15 protein-coding genes and 2 pseudogenes are annotated in these 17,565 nt (G+C 70.1%); 9 read left to right on the top strand and 8 right to left on the bottom strand.

Going from position 1 to position 17,565, the window contains the following annotated elements; genetic code table 11:
* Nucleotides 1–26 precede the first annotated feature (26 nt).
* Nucleotides 27–730, top strand: a pseudogene (locus ABR737_RS39915) (SDR family oxidoreductase).
* A gap of 177 nt (nucleotides 731–907) precedes the next feature.
* On the opposite strand, the gene ABR737_RS39910 reads toward ABR737_RS39915, so the two are convergent.
* Nucleotides 908–1,078, bottom strand: coding sequence for a hypothetical protein (locus ABR737_RS39910; RefSeq protein ID WP_350256040.1), 171 nt, complete (start codon nucleotides 1,076–1,078; stop codon nucleotides 908–910).
* A gap of 598 nt (nucleotides 1,079–1,676) precedes the next feature.
* Entirely contained in the window at nucleotides 1,677–2,561 is an 885-nt protein-coding gene (locus ABR737_RS39905) for a MurR/RpiR family transcriptional regulator (RefSeq protein WP_350256039.1), read from the bottom strand.
* 174 nt (nucleotides 2,562–2,735) lie between these two features.
* Here ABR737_RS39905 and ABR737_RS39900 point away from each other — a divergent pair, with 174 nt between their 5' ends.
* The 6 genes and pseudogenes from ABR737_RS39900 to ABR737_RS39875 all read left to right on the top strand — a co-directional run bounded on the left by ABR737_RS39900 (nucleotide 2,736) and on the right by ABR737_RS39875 (nucleotide 9,520).
* Nucleotides 2,736–3,893: a C45 family autoproteolytic acyltransferase/hydrolase gene (locus ABR737_RS39900; RefSeq protein WP_350256038.1), complete on the top strand. Its 1,158-nt coding sequence runs from the start codon at nucleotides 2,736–2,738 to the stop codon at nucleotides 3,891–3,893.
* Nucleotides 3,890–5,575: an ABC transporter substrate-binding protein gene (locus ABR737_RS39895; RefSeq protein WP_350256037.1), complete on the top strand. Its 1,686-nt coding sequence runs from the start codon at nucleotides 3,890–3,892 to the stop codon at nucleotides 5,573–5,575. Before ABR737_RS39900 ends, ABR737_RS39895 begins: the two co-directional genes overlap by 4 nt.
* 6 nt (nucleotides 5,576–5,581) lie before the next feature.
* Complete coding sequence (locus tag ABR737_RS39890) at nucleotides 5,582–6,532, top strand: ABC transporter permease (RefSeq protein WP_350256036.1); 951 nt, start codon at nucleotides 5,582–5,584, stop codon at nucleotides 6,530–6,532.
* Nucleotides 6,529–7,398, top strand: a complete 870-nt coding sequence (locus ABR737_RS39885; RefSeq protein ID WP_350256035.1) for an ABC transporter permease — start codon at nucleotides 6,529–6,531, stop codon at nucleotides 7,396–7,398. The genes ABR737_RS39890 and ABR737_RS39885 overlap by 4 nt, the downstream gene beginning before the upstream one ends.
* A gap of 5 nt (nucleotides 7,399–7,403) precedes the next feature.
* Nucleotides 7,404–8,426, top strand: a pseudogene (locus ABR737_RS39880) (ABC transporter ATP-binding protein); the annotation flags it as partial.
* 209 nt (nucleotides 8,427–8,635) lie between these two features.
* Nucleotides 8,636–9,520, top strand: a complete 885-nt coding sequence (locus ABR737_RS39875) for an ABC transporter ATP-binding protein (RefSeq protein ID WP_350256034.1) — start codon at nucleotides 8,636–8,638, stop codon at nucleotides 9,518–9,520.
* Between the two features lie 95 nt (nucleotides 9,521–9,615).
* On the opposite strand, the gene ABR737_RS39870 is transcribed toward ABR737_RS39875, so the two are convergent.
* Nucleotides 9,616–9,894 (bottom strand): hypothetical protein, encoded by a 279-nt coding sequence (locus ABR737_RS39870; RefSeq protein ID WP_350256033.1) that lies wholly within the window; start codon nucleotides 9,892–9,894, stop codon nucleotides 9,616–9,618.
* Between the two features lie 99 nt (nucleotides 9,895–9,993).
* Nucleotides 9,994–10,632 carry a helix-turn-helix domain-containing protein gene (locus tag ABR737_RS39865; protein WP_350256032.1) on the bottom strand — a complete coding sequence of 213 codons (639 nt, stop codon included), beginning with the start codon at nucleotides 10,630–10,632 and terminating at the stop codon, nucleotides 9,994–9,996.
* A 106-nt stretch (nucleotides 10,633–10,738) separates the two neighbouring features.
* Here ABR737_RS39865 and ABR737_RS39860 point away from each other — a divergent pair, with 106 nt between their 5' ends.
* Both ABR737_RS39860 and ABR737_RS39855 read left to right on the top strand, forming a co-directional pair.
* Nucleotides 10,739–11,659, top strand: coding sequence for an alpha/beta fold hydrolase (locus tag ABR737_RS39860; protein WP_350256031.1), 921 nt, complete (start codon nucleotides 10,739–10,741; stop codon nucleotides 11,657–11,659).
* A 265-nt stretch (nucleotides 11,660–11,924) separates the two neighbouring features.
* Nucleotides 11,925–12,707, top strand: a complete 783-nt coding sequence (locus tag ABR737_RS39855) for a hypothetical protein (RefSeq protein ID WP_350256030.1) — start codon at nucleotides 11,925–11,927, stop codon at nucleotides 12,705–12,707.
* 258 nt (nucleotides 12,708–12,965) lie between these two features.
* Here ABR737_RS39855 and ABR737_RS39850 read toward each other — a convergent pair whose 3' ends face one another.
* From ABR737_RS39850 to ABR737_RS39835, 4 genes are all read right to left on the bottom strand, one after another.
* Entirely contained in the window at nucleotides 12,966–14,192 is a 1,227-nt protein-coding gene (locus ABR737_RS39850) for an HTTM domain-containing protein (RefSeq protein WP_350256029.1), read from the bottom strand.
* Nucleotides 14,189–14,911 carry a DUF5819 family protein gene (locus tag ABR737_RS39845; RefSeq protein ID WP_350256028.1) on the bottom strand — a complete coding sequence of 241 codons (723 nt, stop codon included), beginning with the start codon at nucleotides 14,909–14,911 and terminating at the stop codon, nucleotides 14,189–14,191. The genes ABR737_RS39850 and ABR737_RS39845 overlap by 4 nt, the downstream gene beginning before the upstream one ends.
* Nucleotides 14,912–15,431: 520 nt before the next feature.
* The gene (locus ABR737_RS39840; protein WP_350256027.1) at nucleotides 15,432–16,148 is read right to left on the bottom strand and encodes an AfsR/SARP family transcriptional regulator; all 717 of its coding nucleotides are present in this window, start codon (nucleotides 16,146–16,148) and stop codon (nucleotides 15,432–15,434) included.
* 601 nt (nucleotides 16,149–16,749) lie between these two features.
* Nucleotides 16,750–17,484, bottom strand: coding sequence for an IPT/TIG domain-containing protein (locus ABR737_RS39835; RefSeq protein ID WP_350256026.1), 735 nt, complete (start codon nucleotides 17,482–17,484; stop codon nucleotides 16,750–16,752).
* Between the last annotated feature and the right edge of the window lie 81 nt (nucleotides 17,485–17,565).

Here is a 17,565-nt window from a genome sequence, read left to right as displayed (position 1 = left end):
ATCCCTTGGGGCTGCACATGCCTGACATGACTGACTCTCCTGTCGCACTGATTACCGGCGGCGGTAGCGGGATCGGGGCCGCGACGGCTCGGCAACTGGTCGAGCAGGGGTACCGCGTGACGATTACGGGCCGGAGCGAGGACCGGCTCCGCCGATTCGCCACGGAGCTCGGCGAGCCGGACGGTTTGCTGGTGATGCCGGGAAGCGCGGCGGACCATGATGCCGTCCGGACGGCGGTCGCGACGACGGTGACGACGTCGGGCGGCTGGACGTCGTCGTTGCCAACGCGGGCTATGCCACCTTCGACGACTTGGCCGACGGTGACCCCACCCGCTGGGACGACATGGTGCTGACCAACGTCCTCGGCCCCGCGTTGCTCATCAACGCCGCACTGCCCGCGCTGCGCGAGAGCAAGGGCCGGATCGTGCTCGTCGGCAGCGTGGCCGGTCACGTCTACACGCCGGGAAACATGTACGGCGCAACGAAATGGGCCGTCACCGGCATCGCGGAGAACACCAGGAGGATGGTGACCGCTGACGGCATCGGCGTCACCCTTATCTCGCCGGGCGCGACAGAGACGAACTTCTTCGACAGTGCCCCCGGCGGTCTGCCCGACCGCGACCTTCTGTCGGCGGAGCAATTGGGGAAGACGATCGTCTGGGCCATTGGCCGGCCGAGTGGTGTCGACATCAACACGGTGATCGTCAGGCCGATCGGCCAGCCCGTATAAGCGCGTTTCACGTCGACGGTGGGGCGGGTCGTCCCAGCAACCGGCCATCAGAGAGACGGCTCGCACCGCCCCGGTTCGGGGTCGTGGACGTATACGGCCTGATCGGCGCTGTGGGCCGGCAACTGGACGGCCGCTATGGGACTTTCACCGCAGCAGCTCGCCGTCAGCACTTCGCCGTCAGTAGCCGGCGCGGGAAGTAGCAGGGGCGTCGAAGTCGTCCTCCAGGTCGTCTTCGAGGAAGGTGTTCCCGTAGACCGGTTCGATGAAGACATTGCGGTAATCGGGCTTCGCGGGGCGAGGAAGCGGGGCAGCGAGCTGGGGGTGCGACTGCGGTGTCGTGGGGGGCATGAGGTTCCTTGGTGTTCTACGCCGCAAGCGGCGGTCGGATGGTAAGGATCGCACGGCCAGGGCCGTCGTCGACGAACTCTGGATGCGATGCCATGTGATGCGGTGTGGTGCGGTGCGGCGTAGTGCGGTGGAGGCCTGCCATGACGTCGGGGGCCGATGCCTCTCCCCCCGCTCTCGCGGGTTCAACCGCGTCGGCACAGCCGTGGAGATGATGCGGTGGGGCCCGTTCGGTGCGGTGTCGTAGCAGGTCTCAGTGTCGACTGAGGACTCGAATCGCGCCGGAGCCTCGATTCGGTGATCATGATACGTGTAGCGGCTCACGAGGGCCCTTCGGGATTCCGCTGCGCCGCCGCGCGGCCGGTCTGCCGACTCCGGTCGCCACCTGAGCAACCGGAGCAACCGGAGCAACCGGCAGTCAGTTCAGGTCCACGTTCTCGCAGCCTTCGAGCATCTGCGTGAGCACCTGCCCCGGTCGCGGCGACGGGGGCGCGGAAGGGCAAAGAGCACGGCCGGGGAGGCCGGCGGCAGCCGAGGACGACCGGCGACAACCGGGAACGCCTGGCGACAGCCCGGAACGACCAGGAACGACCAGGAACGGCTATGGAGCCTCCTTCCGGGCGCGGGCCCTCACCGCCGGCGGCAGCAACTGTTCGCGCAGTGCCGTCAGTTGGTGTGAGGTCTCCACCGCGCGGGTCCCGTCCAGCGTGGTCAGGGCGAGCAGCAGGGCGTCGGCGATGACCAGGCCGGGCAGCGACTCGGCGGTGATGCCGGTGGGGGTGTGCGGCGCGGTCAGTACGGCTTCGACGCGGTCCTCGAAGGTGTCGCCGAGTTCGTCGGTGACGAAGACGACCTTGGCGCCGACCGCGCGGGCCCGCTCCACCAGGACGGTGAACTCCGTCAGCGGGCGGGCCGGCTGGAAGACCACCACCGCGTCGCCACGCCCCAGTGGCAGCAGCGCATCGGCGAACGCGAATCCGGTCGCGCCCAGGAAGCGGGCCCGGCGGCCGGTCCGGGCGAGCATCAGGGCGAGGTGCCGGGCGGCGATTTCGGAGGCCGCGACGCCGTAGCAGAAGACCTCTTGGGCCTGGGCGAGTGCGGCCACCGCACGCTGGAAGGACGCGGTGTCGGTCAGCCGCCGGGCGTGTCCGATCCGGTCCGCCGCCTCGCCGAAGACGTCGTTCCAGATGCCCGACAGGTCCTTGCCGACATGGGCGATGCGCTGCCTAAGACGGACCTCGGGGGCGACTGCGGTGGTGAAGTCGGTGGTCAGGTCGCGTTTGAGGGCGGGCAGACCGGCGTAGCCGATGCGCTGGAGGGCGCGTACGACGGTGGCATTGCTGGTGCCGCTGGCGCTCCCCAGCTCCTGGGCGCTGGCGAAGAGCAGCTGCTCGGGCTCGGCGCCGATGAGGTGCTGGGCGACGGCGCGCTCGGAGGTGGAGAGCTCGTCCCAGGCATCGCGGACTGCGGCTCGCAGCCGCGTCATGCCGGTGCCCTCACCCGCGGAACCCACGGAGCCTTCTGGAATCCCCATTACAACCGTTGACTTTCATGAGACCGGCATTACTCTCCTGGACAACGCATTCCAAGAGACCCACTTGCTGAAATCGACGTTACAGCACAACGGCGTCGAGGCACCGGGTCCTGCGCAGGGAGAGACATGGCACAGCGCACCCTTCCGGTCATCGAGATCGCCGGTCCGCCGGCCGAGCGAGGCCGCCAATACGGCGAGGCGGTGCGCGATCGCATCCATGCCGCGGCCGCGTACTACGAAACCGCTTTCGGCGCCGCCAGCGGGCTGACCTGGCAGCAGGTCACCACCCGGGCCGCCCGCTGGCTGACACCGGTCCGCGATTACGCACCCCACCTGATCGAAGAGATGCAGGGGATCGCCGACGGCGCGGGCCTGGGCCTGCTCGACATCCTCGCCCTCAATGCCCGGGGCGAGGTGCTCTACGACAAGTCCTTCGCCGAGATCAGCGACGCGGCACCGGCGGACGGCGAGGAACCCGCCGAGGGCTGCACCTCGTACGCCGCCTACGGGGAGGCCAGCGGCGACGGCCATGTCTATGCCGGGCAGAACTGGGACTGGCGGGCCGGCGTCGCCGACACCGTCGTACTGATCCGGATCGTCCAGCCGCCCCGGCCGACCCTGATCATGCAGGTGGAGGCCGGGCAGATCGGCCGTCAGGGCGCCAACTCGGCCGGGATCGCACTCAACGCCAACGGCCTCGGTGGGCGGTTCGACGACGCGATCGGGCTGCCGCAGACCGTCGTACGGCGCAGTGTCCTGGACCAGGACAGCATCACCGACGCCATCGACGTGCTGTGCCGCACCCGCGCGCACATCGCCAGCAACGCGCTGCTGACCTGCCGCGAGGGGTTCGCCGTCGACCTGGAGACCACCCCGGCAGGACACGGCTGGATGTACCCCACCGACGGGCTGCTGGTGCACGGCAATCACTACCAGGCCGGTGTCCCGGCCGCGCTCAGCGCCGGATACCGCCCGGTGTCGTCCGACTCCCTCATACGGGTCCCGCGCGCCGAGGCCGGGCTGCGGGCCCTGCGTACGTCCACCGGACCCGACGAATCACGCAAGATCATCCGGCAGGCGATGTCGGACCACCTCGGCCACCCCGAGTCGCTGTGCACCCACCCCGATCCCCGGAAACCCACGCTCCGGCACTGGACGACGCTGGTCTCCTCGTGCGTGGATCTGACCAGCGGCGAGTACCACGCCACTGCGGGCACCCCCTGCGAGAACGAGTACCAGCGGGTGCCGTGGAACCTCTACGACGGACCGGGGGCACACCGATGAAGCGCAGCTCCCGGCCGACCGCCCCGCTGCTGGCCGCGGCCGTCGCCGCCCTCGCCCTGAGCGCGGCTGGATGCAGCGGCGCCACCCACACCCTCGGCGGCGGCAAGACGCTGAACGCCGCCGATCTCCGGCTCACCCCCACCACCGCCAAGGCCACCGGACGGCTCGGCACCGTCAACTGGCTGCTGGAGGACGAACCGGACTCCCTCGACCTGGACACCCAGGGCACCAGCGCCGGCCGGGCCGTCCTGACCAACGTCTGCGAGCGGCTGTACCAGCTGCAACCCGATATGTCCGTTCGCCCCTTCCTCGCCCGCAAGGTCACCCGCCCCGACCCCACCACTCTGGTGCTGAGCCTGCGCGACGACGTCACCTTCCACGACGGCGCGAAGATGACCGCCGACGACGTGCTGTGGAGCCTGAAACGCCACGCCGACCCGGACATGGAGCAGGCCGACGAGTTCGGCAACGTCAAGAAGATGGCCGCAACGGGCCCGCACGAGATCACCATTACCTTCAAACAACCCGACGCCCTCTTCACCAAGGCACTCGCGGGCGATGCCGGGCTGGTGTACCACCGCAGCCAGGTCCAGGCGGCGGGAGCGGAGTTCGGTACCCCGGGGCGCGGTGACGCCTGCTCGGGCCCGTACGAGCTCACGAGCTGGAAGTCGGGTGACTCGCTCACCATCCGCCGCTACGACGGCTATTGGGGCCGCAAGCCGCTGACCCGGCAGGTCGTCTTCCGCTGGGCCTCCGACAGCGCCTTCGTCAATGCCCTGACCACCGGCGCCGCCGACGGCGGCTACGCCGAATCCCCCAACACCGCCGCCGCCCTGGCCGGCCGTAAGGGGCTCACCGAGCACTACGGCCCCAGCACCGCCTCCCTCGCCCTCATCCCCACCGAGCGCGGTGGCCTCAAGAACCCCGCGATCCGCCGCGCGCTCTCCCTCGCCCTGGACCGCGCCGGCATCGCCGCCTCCGGCTACGGCGGGCTCGTCCAGCCCTGGGCCGCCCCCGTCGGCTCCGGCGCTTGGGGCTATGCGAAACCCGCATTCTCCGCGGCGCAGCACACGCTGAACGCGTCCGCCCCCGCGCGGCCGGACGCCGCCGCTCTCGCCCGGGCCAGGCGGCTGGTGAAGGCGGCAGGGGCCCCGGCCGAACCGATCGTCATCGGCACGGACGCGAGCCAGGGCCGCACCGTCATCGCCAACGCGGTACGGGCCGCGCTGCAGCGCATCGGGCTCGTCGGACAGATCAAGACCGTGCCGACCGCCCAGTTCGAGGAGTTCTACAGCTCCCCGCAGGCCCGCTCGGAGATCGATGTACTGGTCGGCGACTGGTACATCTCCAAGAGCGACCCGATGGGCTTCTACGACAATGGACTGTCGGACAGCCCCAACAACTGGGTCGGGTTCAAGAGCCGTGCCTACGACAGCACGGTGCACCAGGCGCTGCGCACCCTGGATGACGGCGCGCGCGCCCGGCTCGCCATACGGGTGCAGAAGGAGTTCGCCGACGCGGCGGTCTGGATCCCCGTGGCACAGGTGCCCTCCGTCCTCGTCCTCAAGGACGGTCTGACCGGGCCGCCCGCCTCACAGGCCCACCTCTATTACCCCTGGGCCGCCGCACTGGGTACCGCGCCCGGGGCCGCCCCCGCCCACCAGCCCCGAGAAAAGGACTGAACCGCCGTGGTCCGCAGACTCGTGCGGCGCATCGCCGGCCTCCTCGCGACGCTGTTCGCCGCCTCCTTCGTCATCTTCGCGTCCGTCTACGCCGCCCCCGGCGACCCGGCGGTCTTCCTCGCCGGCGGCCGCGACAAGCTCACCCCCGAGAAGATCGCCACCGTCCGCGCGCAGTACCACCTAGACGAACCGCTGGTCGTCCAGTACGGCCGGTGGCTGTGGGACTGCGTGCACACCGACCTGGGCAAATCCTTCCGCTACGGAGACCGGGTGGCCGATCTGCTGGCCGCCCGGCTGCCCACCACCCTCGAACTCGTCGGCTACGCGACGGTGCTGTTCGTCGTGCTGGGCGTCGGCGCCGGGGTGCTGGCGGCGGTCCGCCGCGGCTGGGTGGACTCCGCGGTCGTCGGCGCCACCACCCTCGCCGGCTCCGTCCCCTCCTTCGTCGCCGCCCTCGCGCTGATCGCGCTCTTCGGGGTGCGGCTCGGCTGGTTCCCGGTGACCGGCGGCGGAACGGGCTTCGCCGGGACCGTCCACCACCTCACCCTGCCCGCCCTGTCCATGGCCCTGGGCGCGCTGGCGATCATCAGCCGGGTCACCCGGCAGGCCATGCTGGATGCCGCGGCCGCCGACCATGTGGAAGTCGCCCGTGCCTGCGGCGTCCCCGAGCGCGAGATCGTGGTGCGGCATGTGCTGCGCAACGCCCTCGGGCCGATCGTCACCATGTGCGGTCTGGTCACCGCCGGCATGCTGGCCGGCACCGTCGTCATCGAGACCGCCTTCGGGATCAGCGGCATCGGCTCGCTGCTCGTCGGGGCCATCAACACCCATGACTTCCCCGTCGCCCAGGCCGTCCTGCTGCTGATGGTCACCGGCTACATCCTCGCCACCACCCTCGTCGACCTCGTGCACCCCCTGCTCGACCCGCGGGTCAAGGCCGCAAGGAGCACCGTATGACCTCCCTCGACACGGCTGCGGGCCCCGTCCCGACGGTGACCGCCGGCCCCCGCCCGCGTACCAGGCGCCCGATCGCCCCGGCCGTGGCCGCCGGTTTCCTCGCCCTGGTGGTGCTCGCCGCGCTCTGCGCGCCGCTGCTCGCCCCGTACGCGCCGGACGCCATCGACCTGTCGTCCTCGCTCGAAGGCACCGGCCGGGCGCATCTGCTGGGCACCGACGCCTCCGGCCAGGACCTGCTCAGCCGGGTCCTGTACGGGGCCAGGACCAGCCTGATCGCGCCGCTGCTGCTGCTCGCGCTGGCCGCCGTGCTCGGCGTCACCCTGGGCACCGTCGCCGCCTGGCACGGAGGCTGGGTCGACACCCTGGTCAGCCGGGTCACCGACGTCATGTATGCCTTCCCCGGCCTGCTGTTCGTGGTGCTGATCATCGCGGTCTTCGGCTCCGGCATCACCACCTCGGTGATCGCCCTGGGCCTGGCCTTCGCCCCCACCATCGCCAAATACACCCGCAGCATCGCCCTCGCCGAACGCGCCAAGCCCTATGTCGATGCGTACCTCGTCCAGGGCATGGGCGGCGCCCGGCTCTGCGCCCGCCACCTGGTCCCCAACCTCGGCCGGTCCCTCGCCGGTTACCTCGTCGTCCTCTTCGGCGAGGCGCTGATGAGCCTGGCCACCCTCAGCTACCTGGGCTTCGGCACCCAGCCGCCCAGCTCCGACTGGGGGTTGATGGTGCAGGAAGGCCAGGCCGCGATCGCCCAGGGGGCGCTGCTGCCGGCCTTGGTGCCGGGCTGTGCCGTGGCCGCCGTCGTGGTGGCCTTCAACGTCGCCGGTGTCCGGGCCGCCGACCGCCTCTCCGCCAAGGGATAGCCGCCATGCCGAACCCGACCACACCCCCTGCCCCCGCCCCGTCCACTCCCCCGCCCGACGCCGCTCCCCCGCCGGACGCCGCTCCGCTGCTGGACATCGACCGGCTGACCCTCCGGCTCCCCGGCACCGCCCGCCCCGTCCTCGCCGAAGTCTCCCTGCGCGTCGGCCCCGGCGAGATCGTCGGCCTGGTGGGCGAGTCCGGATCGGGCAAGTCCACCACCGCCAAGGCCGCGCTGCGACTGCTGCCCCAGGACGCCCGCACCGAGGGCACCGTCCGGGTGTCCGGCACCGAGGTACTGCCCCTGAGCGGGGCGGCACTGCGCGCCCACCGCTCCGGCTCCGTCGCCATGGTCCACCAGGACCCGCGCTCGGCTCTCAACCCGGTCCGCAGGATCGGCGACTTCCTCACCGAACGGCTCGCCCGCAGCGGCCTCGACCGCCCGGCCATGCGCGCCCGGGCCCTCCAACTGCTGGCCAGCGTGGGCCTGTCCGACCCGGAGCACCGCATCCGGCAGCGCCCGCACGAACTCTCCGGCGGCATGCTGCAACGCGTCGTCATCGCCGGCGCGCTCGCCGCCGCTCCCCGGCTGCTGCTCGCCGACGAGGCCACCAGCGCGCTGGACGTCACCACCCAGGCGGAAATCCTCGCCCTGCTGCGCACCCTGCGCGACGAGCACGGCATGGGCCTGCTCTTCATCACCCACGATCTGCAGCTGGCCGCCGCCTACTGCGAGCGGGTGTACGTCATGTACGCGGGCCGGGTCGTCGAGGAACAGCCGGCCGGCGCCCTGTTCCGCACGCCCCGGCACCCCTACACCCGTGGGCTGCTGGCCTGTTCACCCGACCTGTCCGAGGCGCCGCGCGTGCTGCACCCCATCCCGGGCCGCCCGCCGTCCCTCGCCGACGCCTTCCCCGGCTGTCCGTTCCACGCGCGCTGCGCACACGCCGACGACGGCTGCGCGGCCTGGACACCGACCCCGGCCGCGCTCCCCGGCGGTGGCTCCGCCTCCTGCCGCAAACTGCCGGACGCCCTGGGGCCGTCTGCCTCCCTGGCCTCGAACCCGGCCCTGGGACCGTCCGCCTCGCCGCCCTCAACCCCAGCCTCAGGGCTGCCCGCCTCCCCAGCCTCAAACCCAGCTCCAGCCCCGGCCCCGGCCCCGGCCCCGGAATCATCCGCCTCCCGGGCCCCGGCCCCGACCCCACCCTCACCCTCGCCCTCACACGAAAAGAGGCAGCCATGACCGGCGCACATCCGCTCCACGGCCCGGCGCACCCGCCCGCCCACAACAGCCCGCCCGTTCTGGTGGCCGAGGGACTGGGCAAGACGTACCCCCTGCCGGGCGGCGGCCGGCACCGCGCCGCCGACGGGATCTCCTTCACGCTGTCGCGCGGCGGCTCGACCGGGATCGTGGGAGAGTCCGGGTCCGGCAAGACCACCGTGGCCCGGATGCTCGTCGGACTGGTACGGCCCGACGCCGGCACCGTGACCGTCGACGGTCACACCCGTACACCCCGTACGCCACGGGGCCGGGCAGCGCGGCTGGCCAGGGCCCGGGACATCCAGATGGTCTTCCAGGACCCCTATGTCTCGCTCGACGCCCGGCTCACCGCACGCCAGTGCCTGCACACCGCGCTACGGCTGCACGGCGCGGCGCCGCGGGACGCCGACCAGCGGGCGACGGAACTGCTCGACCTGGTGGGGCTGGGGACACGGGAGGCCGGAGCCCGGCCGCACGGACTGTCCGGCGGACAACGGCAGCGCCTCGCCATCGCCCGCGCGCTCGCCGTCGGCCCCAAGGTGCTCGTCCTGGACGAGGCCGTCGCCGCGCTGGACGTCTCCATCCAGGCACAGATCCTGCACCTGCTGGCCGGGATCCGCCGGGAGACGGGGGTGGCGCTGGTGTTCGTCAGCCACGATCTGGCCGTGGTCCGGCACGTCACCGACGAGACGCTGGTGATGCGGCACGGCCGGACCGTGGAACAGGGACCCACCGAGCAGGTACTCGCCGCGCCGGCGGCCCCGTACACCCGGGCCCTCCTGGCGGCCGTGCCGCACCCGGGCTGGGACCCCGCGACGGCAACGGCGACAGCGGCCGCCGCGGCAGCAGGGTTCACCCCATAACGATCGACGCGCAGGCACGGCATCCCGGCGTCGAGCACGAGCACGATCCGGGCGCGACCGAGGTCGCTCGCTCGACGGCGGGTCCGGGCGTCCGGTCAGAACGGCACGGTCAGACCGGCCTCTCGCAGCCGTATCAGCGCCCTGCCCATGCACTCTGCGACCGACGCCCCATCAGCCCGCATCCCGCCACCAGGCAACGGTCCACCGCCGGCAGCGAACGTCCATGCAGGCCGCCCTTCCTGCATACGCTCCGCATCGACCCTGATCATGGCCCCCACCCCCTGCTCGCCTAGCCACTCCAGGATGAGGAGCGTCGCGTCCTCGACGCCACTGTCCAGACCCACCTTGGGCCACCGCCCCTTTGCTTTGATCATGCCCATGACCCTACTCAGGCTTCCGTCGGGGCGGGCAATGGAGCGTTCTGGACGCTGCAGAGCGTTCGAAGAAAGCGGAGCACAACAGCGAGCCGAGCCTCAGGACACAGTGCCGGGTCCCGCGGACTCGGTGCCGGGTCCCGCGGACTCGGTGCCGGGTTCTGCGGGCTCGGTGCCGGGTTCTGCCTGCTTGCCAGGTGAACGCCGAGACGGCCCCTCGGCGGGGAACAGAATCGGGCTGAGCAGATGCCGCGTGCGCTCCGGTGAGGGATCATGCCCCATCCGCGACACGATCACCTCCCGCATCTCACCGATCATCTCAGCCAGCTCATCCCGACTGAGCCAGAGCGCATGCTGGCGGAATCCCACCAAGTCGGCCGGCGGGTCGGCGCCGTCCCGCTCCAGGTAGGCGTTGAATTCGGCCAGCAACGTGGCCATGGCCACCGCGAAGCCCCGGCGGTAGTCCTCCAGTGACATGGACGCGGCCGCGTCGGCATCGATCACCGCTCGGGCGCGATGGAGCCGGTACCGGCGTTCAACGGAGCCACGCACGCGCTGTTCGCCCTCCACCCTCAGCAGACCGCCGTCGGCCAGGAGCCCGACGTGCCGGTAGACCGTGGCCTTCGATACGTCGGGAAGCAGAGCACACAGCTCGGTGGTCGTACGCGTCCGCCCGTCGTACATGGCGTGTACGACGCGCAACCGAACCGGGTGCAGGAGCAGATCAACCGTGTCCATGGACACATGGTCTCACCTTCGATACCTTTCTCAAACTTGAGAACACCAGCACAGCGAAGAACCGCTGAGCGAAGAACCGCTGAAGGAAAGAGAAGGGGAACATCCCATGCCGCGCTCATCGCCCTCGCCCCGGTCCGAATCCGCCCTCCCCCAACCGCCGCTGGGGGAGCTGTACGACGTCGGGGGCCGGCGGCTGATGCTGCACCGATCCGGTAGCGGGGGCCCGGCTGTGGTGTTCCTTCCGGGGGCCGGACTGGTCGGCCTGGACTATCTGAACACCCACAACCGGGCGGCCGGACTGACCACCAGCGTGCTCTACGACCGCGCCGGCACCGGCTGGAGCGAAGAGGTCGACCTGCCCCGCAGCGCCGCCGAGGTCACCGACGAACTCCGCGGCCTGCTGCGTGCCGCCGGCATACCCACCCCCTACGTGCTGGTCGGCCACTCCCTGGGAGGGGCCTACGCCCGTCACTACGCGCAGCGCTTCCCCGACGAGGTGACTGGCCTGCTCCTGTTGGACCCCTTCCACGAAGACCTCCTCGACCACGCACCCCAGGAGGTACGGGAGAAGCTGGAGCGGATGAGCCGGCAGGACCTGCCGGAGGCGTCGCACGAGCAGCTTCAGCAGGCCCGCGACCGGGCGACACCGTTCTTCGCGAAGTGGCCTGCCCCCGTCCGCCGGCCGCTCATCGAACACCACCTCGCCACGTGGAAGACCGGGCTGTACGAGAGCCGGAACGTCTACGACGACGTCGCACACGAAATCCGGCACGCTCCCGGCCTCCCCGACGTACCGCTGATCGTGCTGACCGCCCTGGGATACGACGCCACCCAGGCTCAACTGTGGTCCGAAAAAACGCTGTCTGAGGTGAACAGCATCAAGACCACCCTGCACCAGCACCTTGCCGCGTCCGTCCCCCGCGGTGAGCACCGCACCCTCGACGAGAGCGGGCACGGCTGGCTCCACGAGGAGCAGCCGGAATCCGTACTCCAGGCAATCACCGACCTGCTCCGCACGGCGGAATAACGCAGGGCACGGGGGCCGCCGGCCTTGGATCAAGACTGCCGATCGTCGTCCTCACCCAGGGCCGGTGAGGAAATCCATGGTGATCCCGCCGACACGCAGCGCTACCACAGCAGTCGCATGCTGCATCTCAGCGGCCGGGTGCCCGCATTCCGGCGCCTTGCGCCGGCGGCGTCACGCGGGAGTCACGTCAGTTCCACGCCACGGTCATGGCCGACCTTCCACGCTGCAACAGGTATGCCAGCTCCTAAAGACAAGGGGAAGCATCATGACGAATCTCCGGAAGCGGCTTCCGCACGTGATCGGCGCCTCGCTCCTGGCCGCGGCACTCACCGGCACAATGGGCGCCATGAGCGCTGTGGGCGCTGAAGCGACACCCACGAAGGCAACAACGTCGAAGTCGGCGCCGGATGTGCGGTGCCGATTGGTGCTCAACAAGAAGACCGGCAAGCTCTTCGTGTTCCCGAGGGGCTGCAGGTTCGGCGGCGGTGGAACCACCGGAGCCACCACCACAGGAGCCACCATCGGCGGACGCACCGGAGGGGTCACCACCGGCGCCACCACAACTGGCGCGACCACCACCACAACCGGTGCCTCCAGCACCACCGGCGCCACCACGACCGGCGCGACCACCACCACAACTGGCGCCTCCAGCACCACCGGTGCCACCACGACCGGCGCCACCATCGGCGGCGGAGCAGGCGGCACCACGGGCGCCACCACGACCGGCGCGACCATCGGCGGCGGAGCAGGCGGCACGACCGGTGCCACCACCACCGGCGCCACCATCGGCGGCGGCGCAGGCGGCACCACGGGTGCCACCACCACCGGTGCCACGATCGGCGGACGTACCGGCGGGACCACCGGCGCTACCACGACCGGCGCCACCATTGGCGGCGGCGCAGGCGGCACGACCGGTGCCACCACCACCGGCGCCACCATCGGCGGCGGAGCAGGCGGCACGACCGGTGCCACCACGACCGGCGCCACCATCGGTGGCGTGGTCGGCGGCACGACGGGTGCCACCAGCACCGGCGCCACCATCGGCTGACGCAACAACAGCTGGGGCAGCAGCCGCACGAGTGGCGTCACCACCGGCGCCACCACCGGCTGCCGCCCGGGCGACGCACAGCGCAGAGCTCTCGGCTCCGGCCGAGGGGCGGACGCGATCTCGCGATCTCCCTGCTCTGCCTGCGCAGTCGCCAGGTGATGTGAACCCCGAGGTCTCCCCGGCGGATCGTCCCCACCACGGGCCGACTCCGCCGGGGGACGTTCGCCGTGTCCTGCGGGGGAGGTCCCTTACCTCACCTCACACTGGGGCCTTCGCCCCGGTTACCTGTGGTTCCTTGTCGCGGCGGAGCGGGCGGGTGATGCGGTTCCGTGTGGACGACACCCTCGACCCGATCCACAGCAGGAAGTTGGTCGGGAGGAAGACCATGTCCGCAACGACCATCGCCAGCGAGAAGAACGGCAAGCCGCAGATCACCGCGATCGTCGCGTGTTCGGTCATCAGGATCGCGAGCAGCACGTTCTTCACCCGGCGGTTGAGGAGGGTGAAGGGGAAGGCGACCTGCGCGATGACAGTGCCGTAGGTGATCAGCGTGACGATCACGGAGCCGCTGTCGAGTGCCTGGGACAGCGGAGTCCACGGGCTGAAGTAGTTCAGGTGAAGCGGATAGTGCAGGGCGGTTCCGTCCTGCCAGCGCGGCCCCTGGATCTTGTACCAGCCGGCCGTGGCGTAGAGCAGACACACCTGGGCGGCGATCACCAGCATCGCCGAGTTGTGGACGAGGTTGGCGGTGACATCCAGCACCCCTCGCACCTCGGAGAAGCGGCTCCGCCCGGCCCAGTACCAGAGGGCCTGGATCAGCCACAGCCCCCAGAAGATCAGGATCCACCCCCAGGGGAGCTGCGCGAATCCCGTGATCTGCGCCAGGGCGAGGCCCAGGCCGCAGAGCCCCCAAAGGGCCACGCCCACCGGGTTCCTGTCCTCCTCGCCCAACGCCGCCGCGCGCGCCCGCCGTCGCGCGTCCAGCGACCAGACCTGCCCGCAGCGGGTGAGCACCAGATAACTCGCGATCAGATGGATGAGGGTGTCGCCACCGTCGCCCAGCAGGACGTTGCGGTTGAGCAGCGACAACACCCCGATCATGAACAGCAACGAGGTCGTGCGGGTGTGCCATCCGATGAGCAGCAGCACGCACGCCACGATCGTCCCGTGGTAGACCAGCTCGAACCACAGCCTGTCGCTCGACCACAGCAGCACCGTGAACGCGTGGTTCGAGTCGACGAGGCGATGGGCCAGGTCCAATCCCCATGGGCTGGTGGTGCCGTAGAGCTCCTGGCGGTGCGGCCACTCGCGGATGAGGTAGAGGCCGAAGGTCAGCGCGAAGCCGATCCGGACGACCGCGGCCTGGTAGGGAGCCAGCGTCATCCCCGTGATCTTGTTCAGACCTCTGGCGATGGCCCGGTCGAGCTTTGTGCCCAAGTCCTTGAAGGGGGAAGGTGCCCGGGCGGTGTCCTTCTCGACGCTCACTGGAACTCCTTCTTGGAGACCGGCCACCACGGAAGCACCTGGTAGGTCGTCTGGGTGTTCACGCGCTCAGTACTCCACTTCGGCGGGACAATCGGGGTGTTCGACGCGTAGATCTGCACCTTGACCACCTGGCCGCCGTCGACCCGGGGCCCGATCCGGTGTGCCGCGATCCGGCGCACATAGGCCTCGGAGAGCTCGCCCCGCAGGCCGACCGGACGCCCCTTGACGTCGTGCGTCCTGTTGTAGAAGTCCCAGGCCTGGCGAAGCAGGTTCTGGTGCGCGTGGCTGGGTGCGGGATTGTTTCTGATCGCCTTGAGGTCCTGGGCGGTCAGGCCCACCCAGTTCGTCAAACGCCGGGAACCGTCGGCGAACTTGACCTCGGCGCGCGCATTCACGGCGATGTTCTGCTGGAGCGGGTTCGGGGCGAAAAGCTGCCAGTTCTGGTCGAACTCCGGATAGACCCAGCCGTTGACCAGCCCGTTGTACTGCCTGCTGAGGGCGTTCGACGGGGCGACGAACAGGAATATCAGGACCACGTGGAGTGTGACGACGATCGCCAACACCGCGATGGTTCCCGCGATCACTATTCGCGACAGCAGCGACCAGGACCCGTTGGGCGCAGGCGGCAGCGCACGGGGGGCAGATGACGCACTGGGTGCAGGGCCTCCGTCGGCGGCGTCCGAGCCGGTCTCGACCGAGGTTGTCTCGCGTGGCTCCACAATGCTCCCTCGATCGCAGGTCCCGGACATTCGGCGGATTCAGTTGCGGGTCACCTGGTCTTTCATCGGATCACCGCGTCTAAATGAGAATAAATGAGTGCATTGCCGCACAAATACTCTATTGAGCCGAATGGTTGATGGGACGTACCCCTCCCCTGTGCGGCGACCGCGCAGTACGAACGAAAGCGCCGAGGCCGCCGGAGCGCCCGACCCGACGGACTGAGCCACTTCGCGTCACGAGGGTCGGCCGCACCTTGAGTCAGCTGGCACCGCGAACAGAACAGGAACAAGCACAGGCACAGCCGCAGGCGCAGGCACCGGCACAGCACCTCGAACGGGCGGCACTTTGAGGGGCGTGGCACATTGAACGACGTGGCGGCACCTTGAGGGGAACCTCGGAGGGCCCCACCTCGGGGCCCTGAGGAACCCACAGCTCTGCGGCCACGGGGAGTCACCAGTTGGAGTCACCAACCGGAGTTGCCCATCGGAGTTGGTGACCGACCGAGGGCACCAGCCGACGTCACCAGCCGGCACCCGGCCGCTGCAGTCCGTCCACCAGGTCGCACAGCCGCGGCGTGGGGCGAAGTCCGAGCTCGTCGCGGAGACGGTGCGTATAGCGTTCGAATTCGTCCAAGGCCTCGGACGGATTGCCCTCCGCCAGGTGGGCGCGGATCAGCGAAGCCTGACTGCTCTCCCGTAGTGGATTGGCTTGTACGGCCGCGTGGGCGGCCGCGACAGCCCCGGCGAACTGCTTCGTGTCGATGAATGCTCCCGCCAGCGCCTCAAGGGCGTGGAGCCGGAGCTGCTGCCATTGCTCGGCCTCCCGCAGGGCCCACTCGTCGTACCAGCCGGGCAGCAGGTCGTCGGTGAGCTGGTCGACGGTGGCCGCGTTGATGTTGAGGTCTTCGGCCGGGACGCCGGGGTCGAGTATGCGCTGGGCCAGCGACCGGGCGTGATGCAGGTCAACGGTGACCTTTCGCGCCAGGCGCACCTCGGTAGGACTGACCTCCAGGGCTTTCCTGCCGATGCCACGCAGGCGTGACAGCGCCGACCGTAGATTCGCGTACGCGCTCTGTTCGCATGCCTCGGGCCAGAGGCTCCCCGCAACCAGGGAGCGAGGGGCAGCGGCACGACCGTTGAGCGCAATGAACGCCAGCAGCCGTTTCGAACCGACGGGCACCGTCACCGGGACGTCGTTCACCACTAGGTCGAAACCGCCGAGAAGGGCGATGTGCACGGTTGGCCGGCTGCTCGCGGGTGGCCAGGAAAAGATCAGGTCATCTGAGCTCATGGCTGTTGATCGCGGAGGGGGACGTCCAGTGCGACGTAAGCCGACTGGCCGTGCCCCCCATGTTCGAGGTTCGCGATCATCTGTGCACCTCCCACAACCACATGTTGCGCTGCCCTCGGTGGGTTGTCGAATTGTTCCAATTCAGCTGGACAAATGCCCTCCTGAGGCGCGTGGGCACACATACCCTCCGATGGCAACTGGGCAGCATCCGGGACCGATCTTCGAGGACCGCGGCGCAAGTTCCGCGCCGCGAGGCGACGGGGCGGCCGGTCGCTTGCGCGGAACCTGCCGGTGAGCCATCCGGCGACGGGTCCGGGCCCCTTCCAAGAGCCACGAAACGCGAAAAGGGCCCTGACCTGGGTCGAAACCAACTCGGGCGCATTGTGTGCCGTGACGTCAGGCCTACGGGCCGGGGCCGGACCGGCGCCGCACGGGCACCACAGTGCGCACAGGCCCGACCACTCAAGGGAGGGATGGAGGAGACTCAGGGAGGGGTGGTGACTCAAGGTAGGGGCGGACACTCAAGGCAGCGCGTGCGCACCACTCGTCAACCGAGCAGGTAGAGAAACACCCCGGGCGCGGTGGCGGAGCCGCCCGTAGTGGTGACCGCGACGGTGACCGCGCCCAGAGAATGGGTGGGGGCGATGGCTGCGACTTGGGTGTCGGACAGGACCGCGAACGTGGCGGGGACACCGCCGAAGGTCACACCGGTGGTCGTCGACAGCCGAGTGCCCGTGATGCCGACCAGTGTGCCGCCTGCGGGGAGGCCCGTCAGCGGGCTGAAGCCGGTGGCGGTCGGCGGGCCCACGAAGCCGAAGGTTCCGGAGGCGGTGGCGGTACCGCCCAGAGCCGTGACGACCAAAGCCACGGCACCGGCCGCATGGGCCGGGCTCACGACAGTCAGTTCACTGTCGGACACCACCGTCGGCGTCACCTCTGTTGCACCGAACGCCACCGAGGTGGTGGTGGCGAGGCCGCGCCCGGTGACGGTAACCGTCTCGCCGCCCGCGAGGGGCCCGGACGACGGCGCGACGGCGACGATGACGGGCGGGGGAACGTAGTAGAAGGGCTCGGGGTTGCTGGTGCCCCCCGGGGTGCTCACCGTGGCGTCGACCACTCCGGCCCCCGAAGGGGCGACCACCGACACGGAGGTGGGGGTATTGGCCGTGATGGCGGCCGACTTGTTCCCGAAGTGCACCACGGTGGCGTCTGCGAGGCCGGTACCGGTGAAGGTGACCGTGGCCCCACCACCGGTTGACCCTTGGTCCGGATTGATCGGCATGTCCCCGCCCCCGCCTCGGTGTCGGCGAAACCCTTGAAAAGCCCGTTTGCCCGTCGTCTACCAGTTACGCAGGAAATACGA

Origin of the sequence: Streptomyces sp. Edi2, from assembly GCF_040253635.1 — a bacterium.
In the GTDB taxonomy this organism is placed as follows: Bacteria; Actinomycetota; Actinomycetes; order Streptomycetales; family Streptomycetaceae; genus Streptomyces.
The sequence above is the reverse complement of the archived record's forward strand: the minus strand, read 5'-3'. Positions and strand labels throughout refer to the sequence as shown.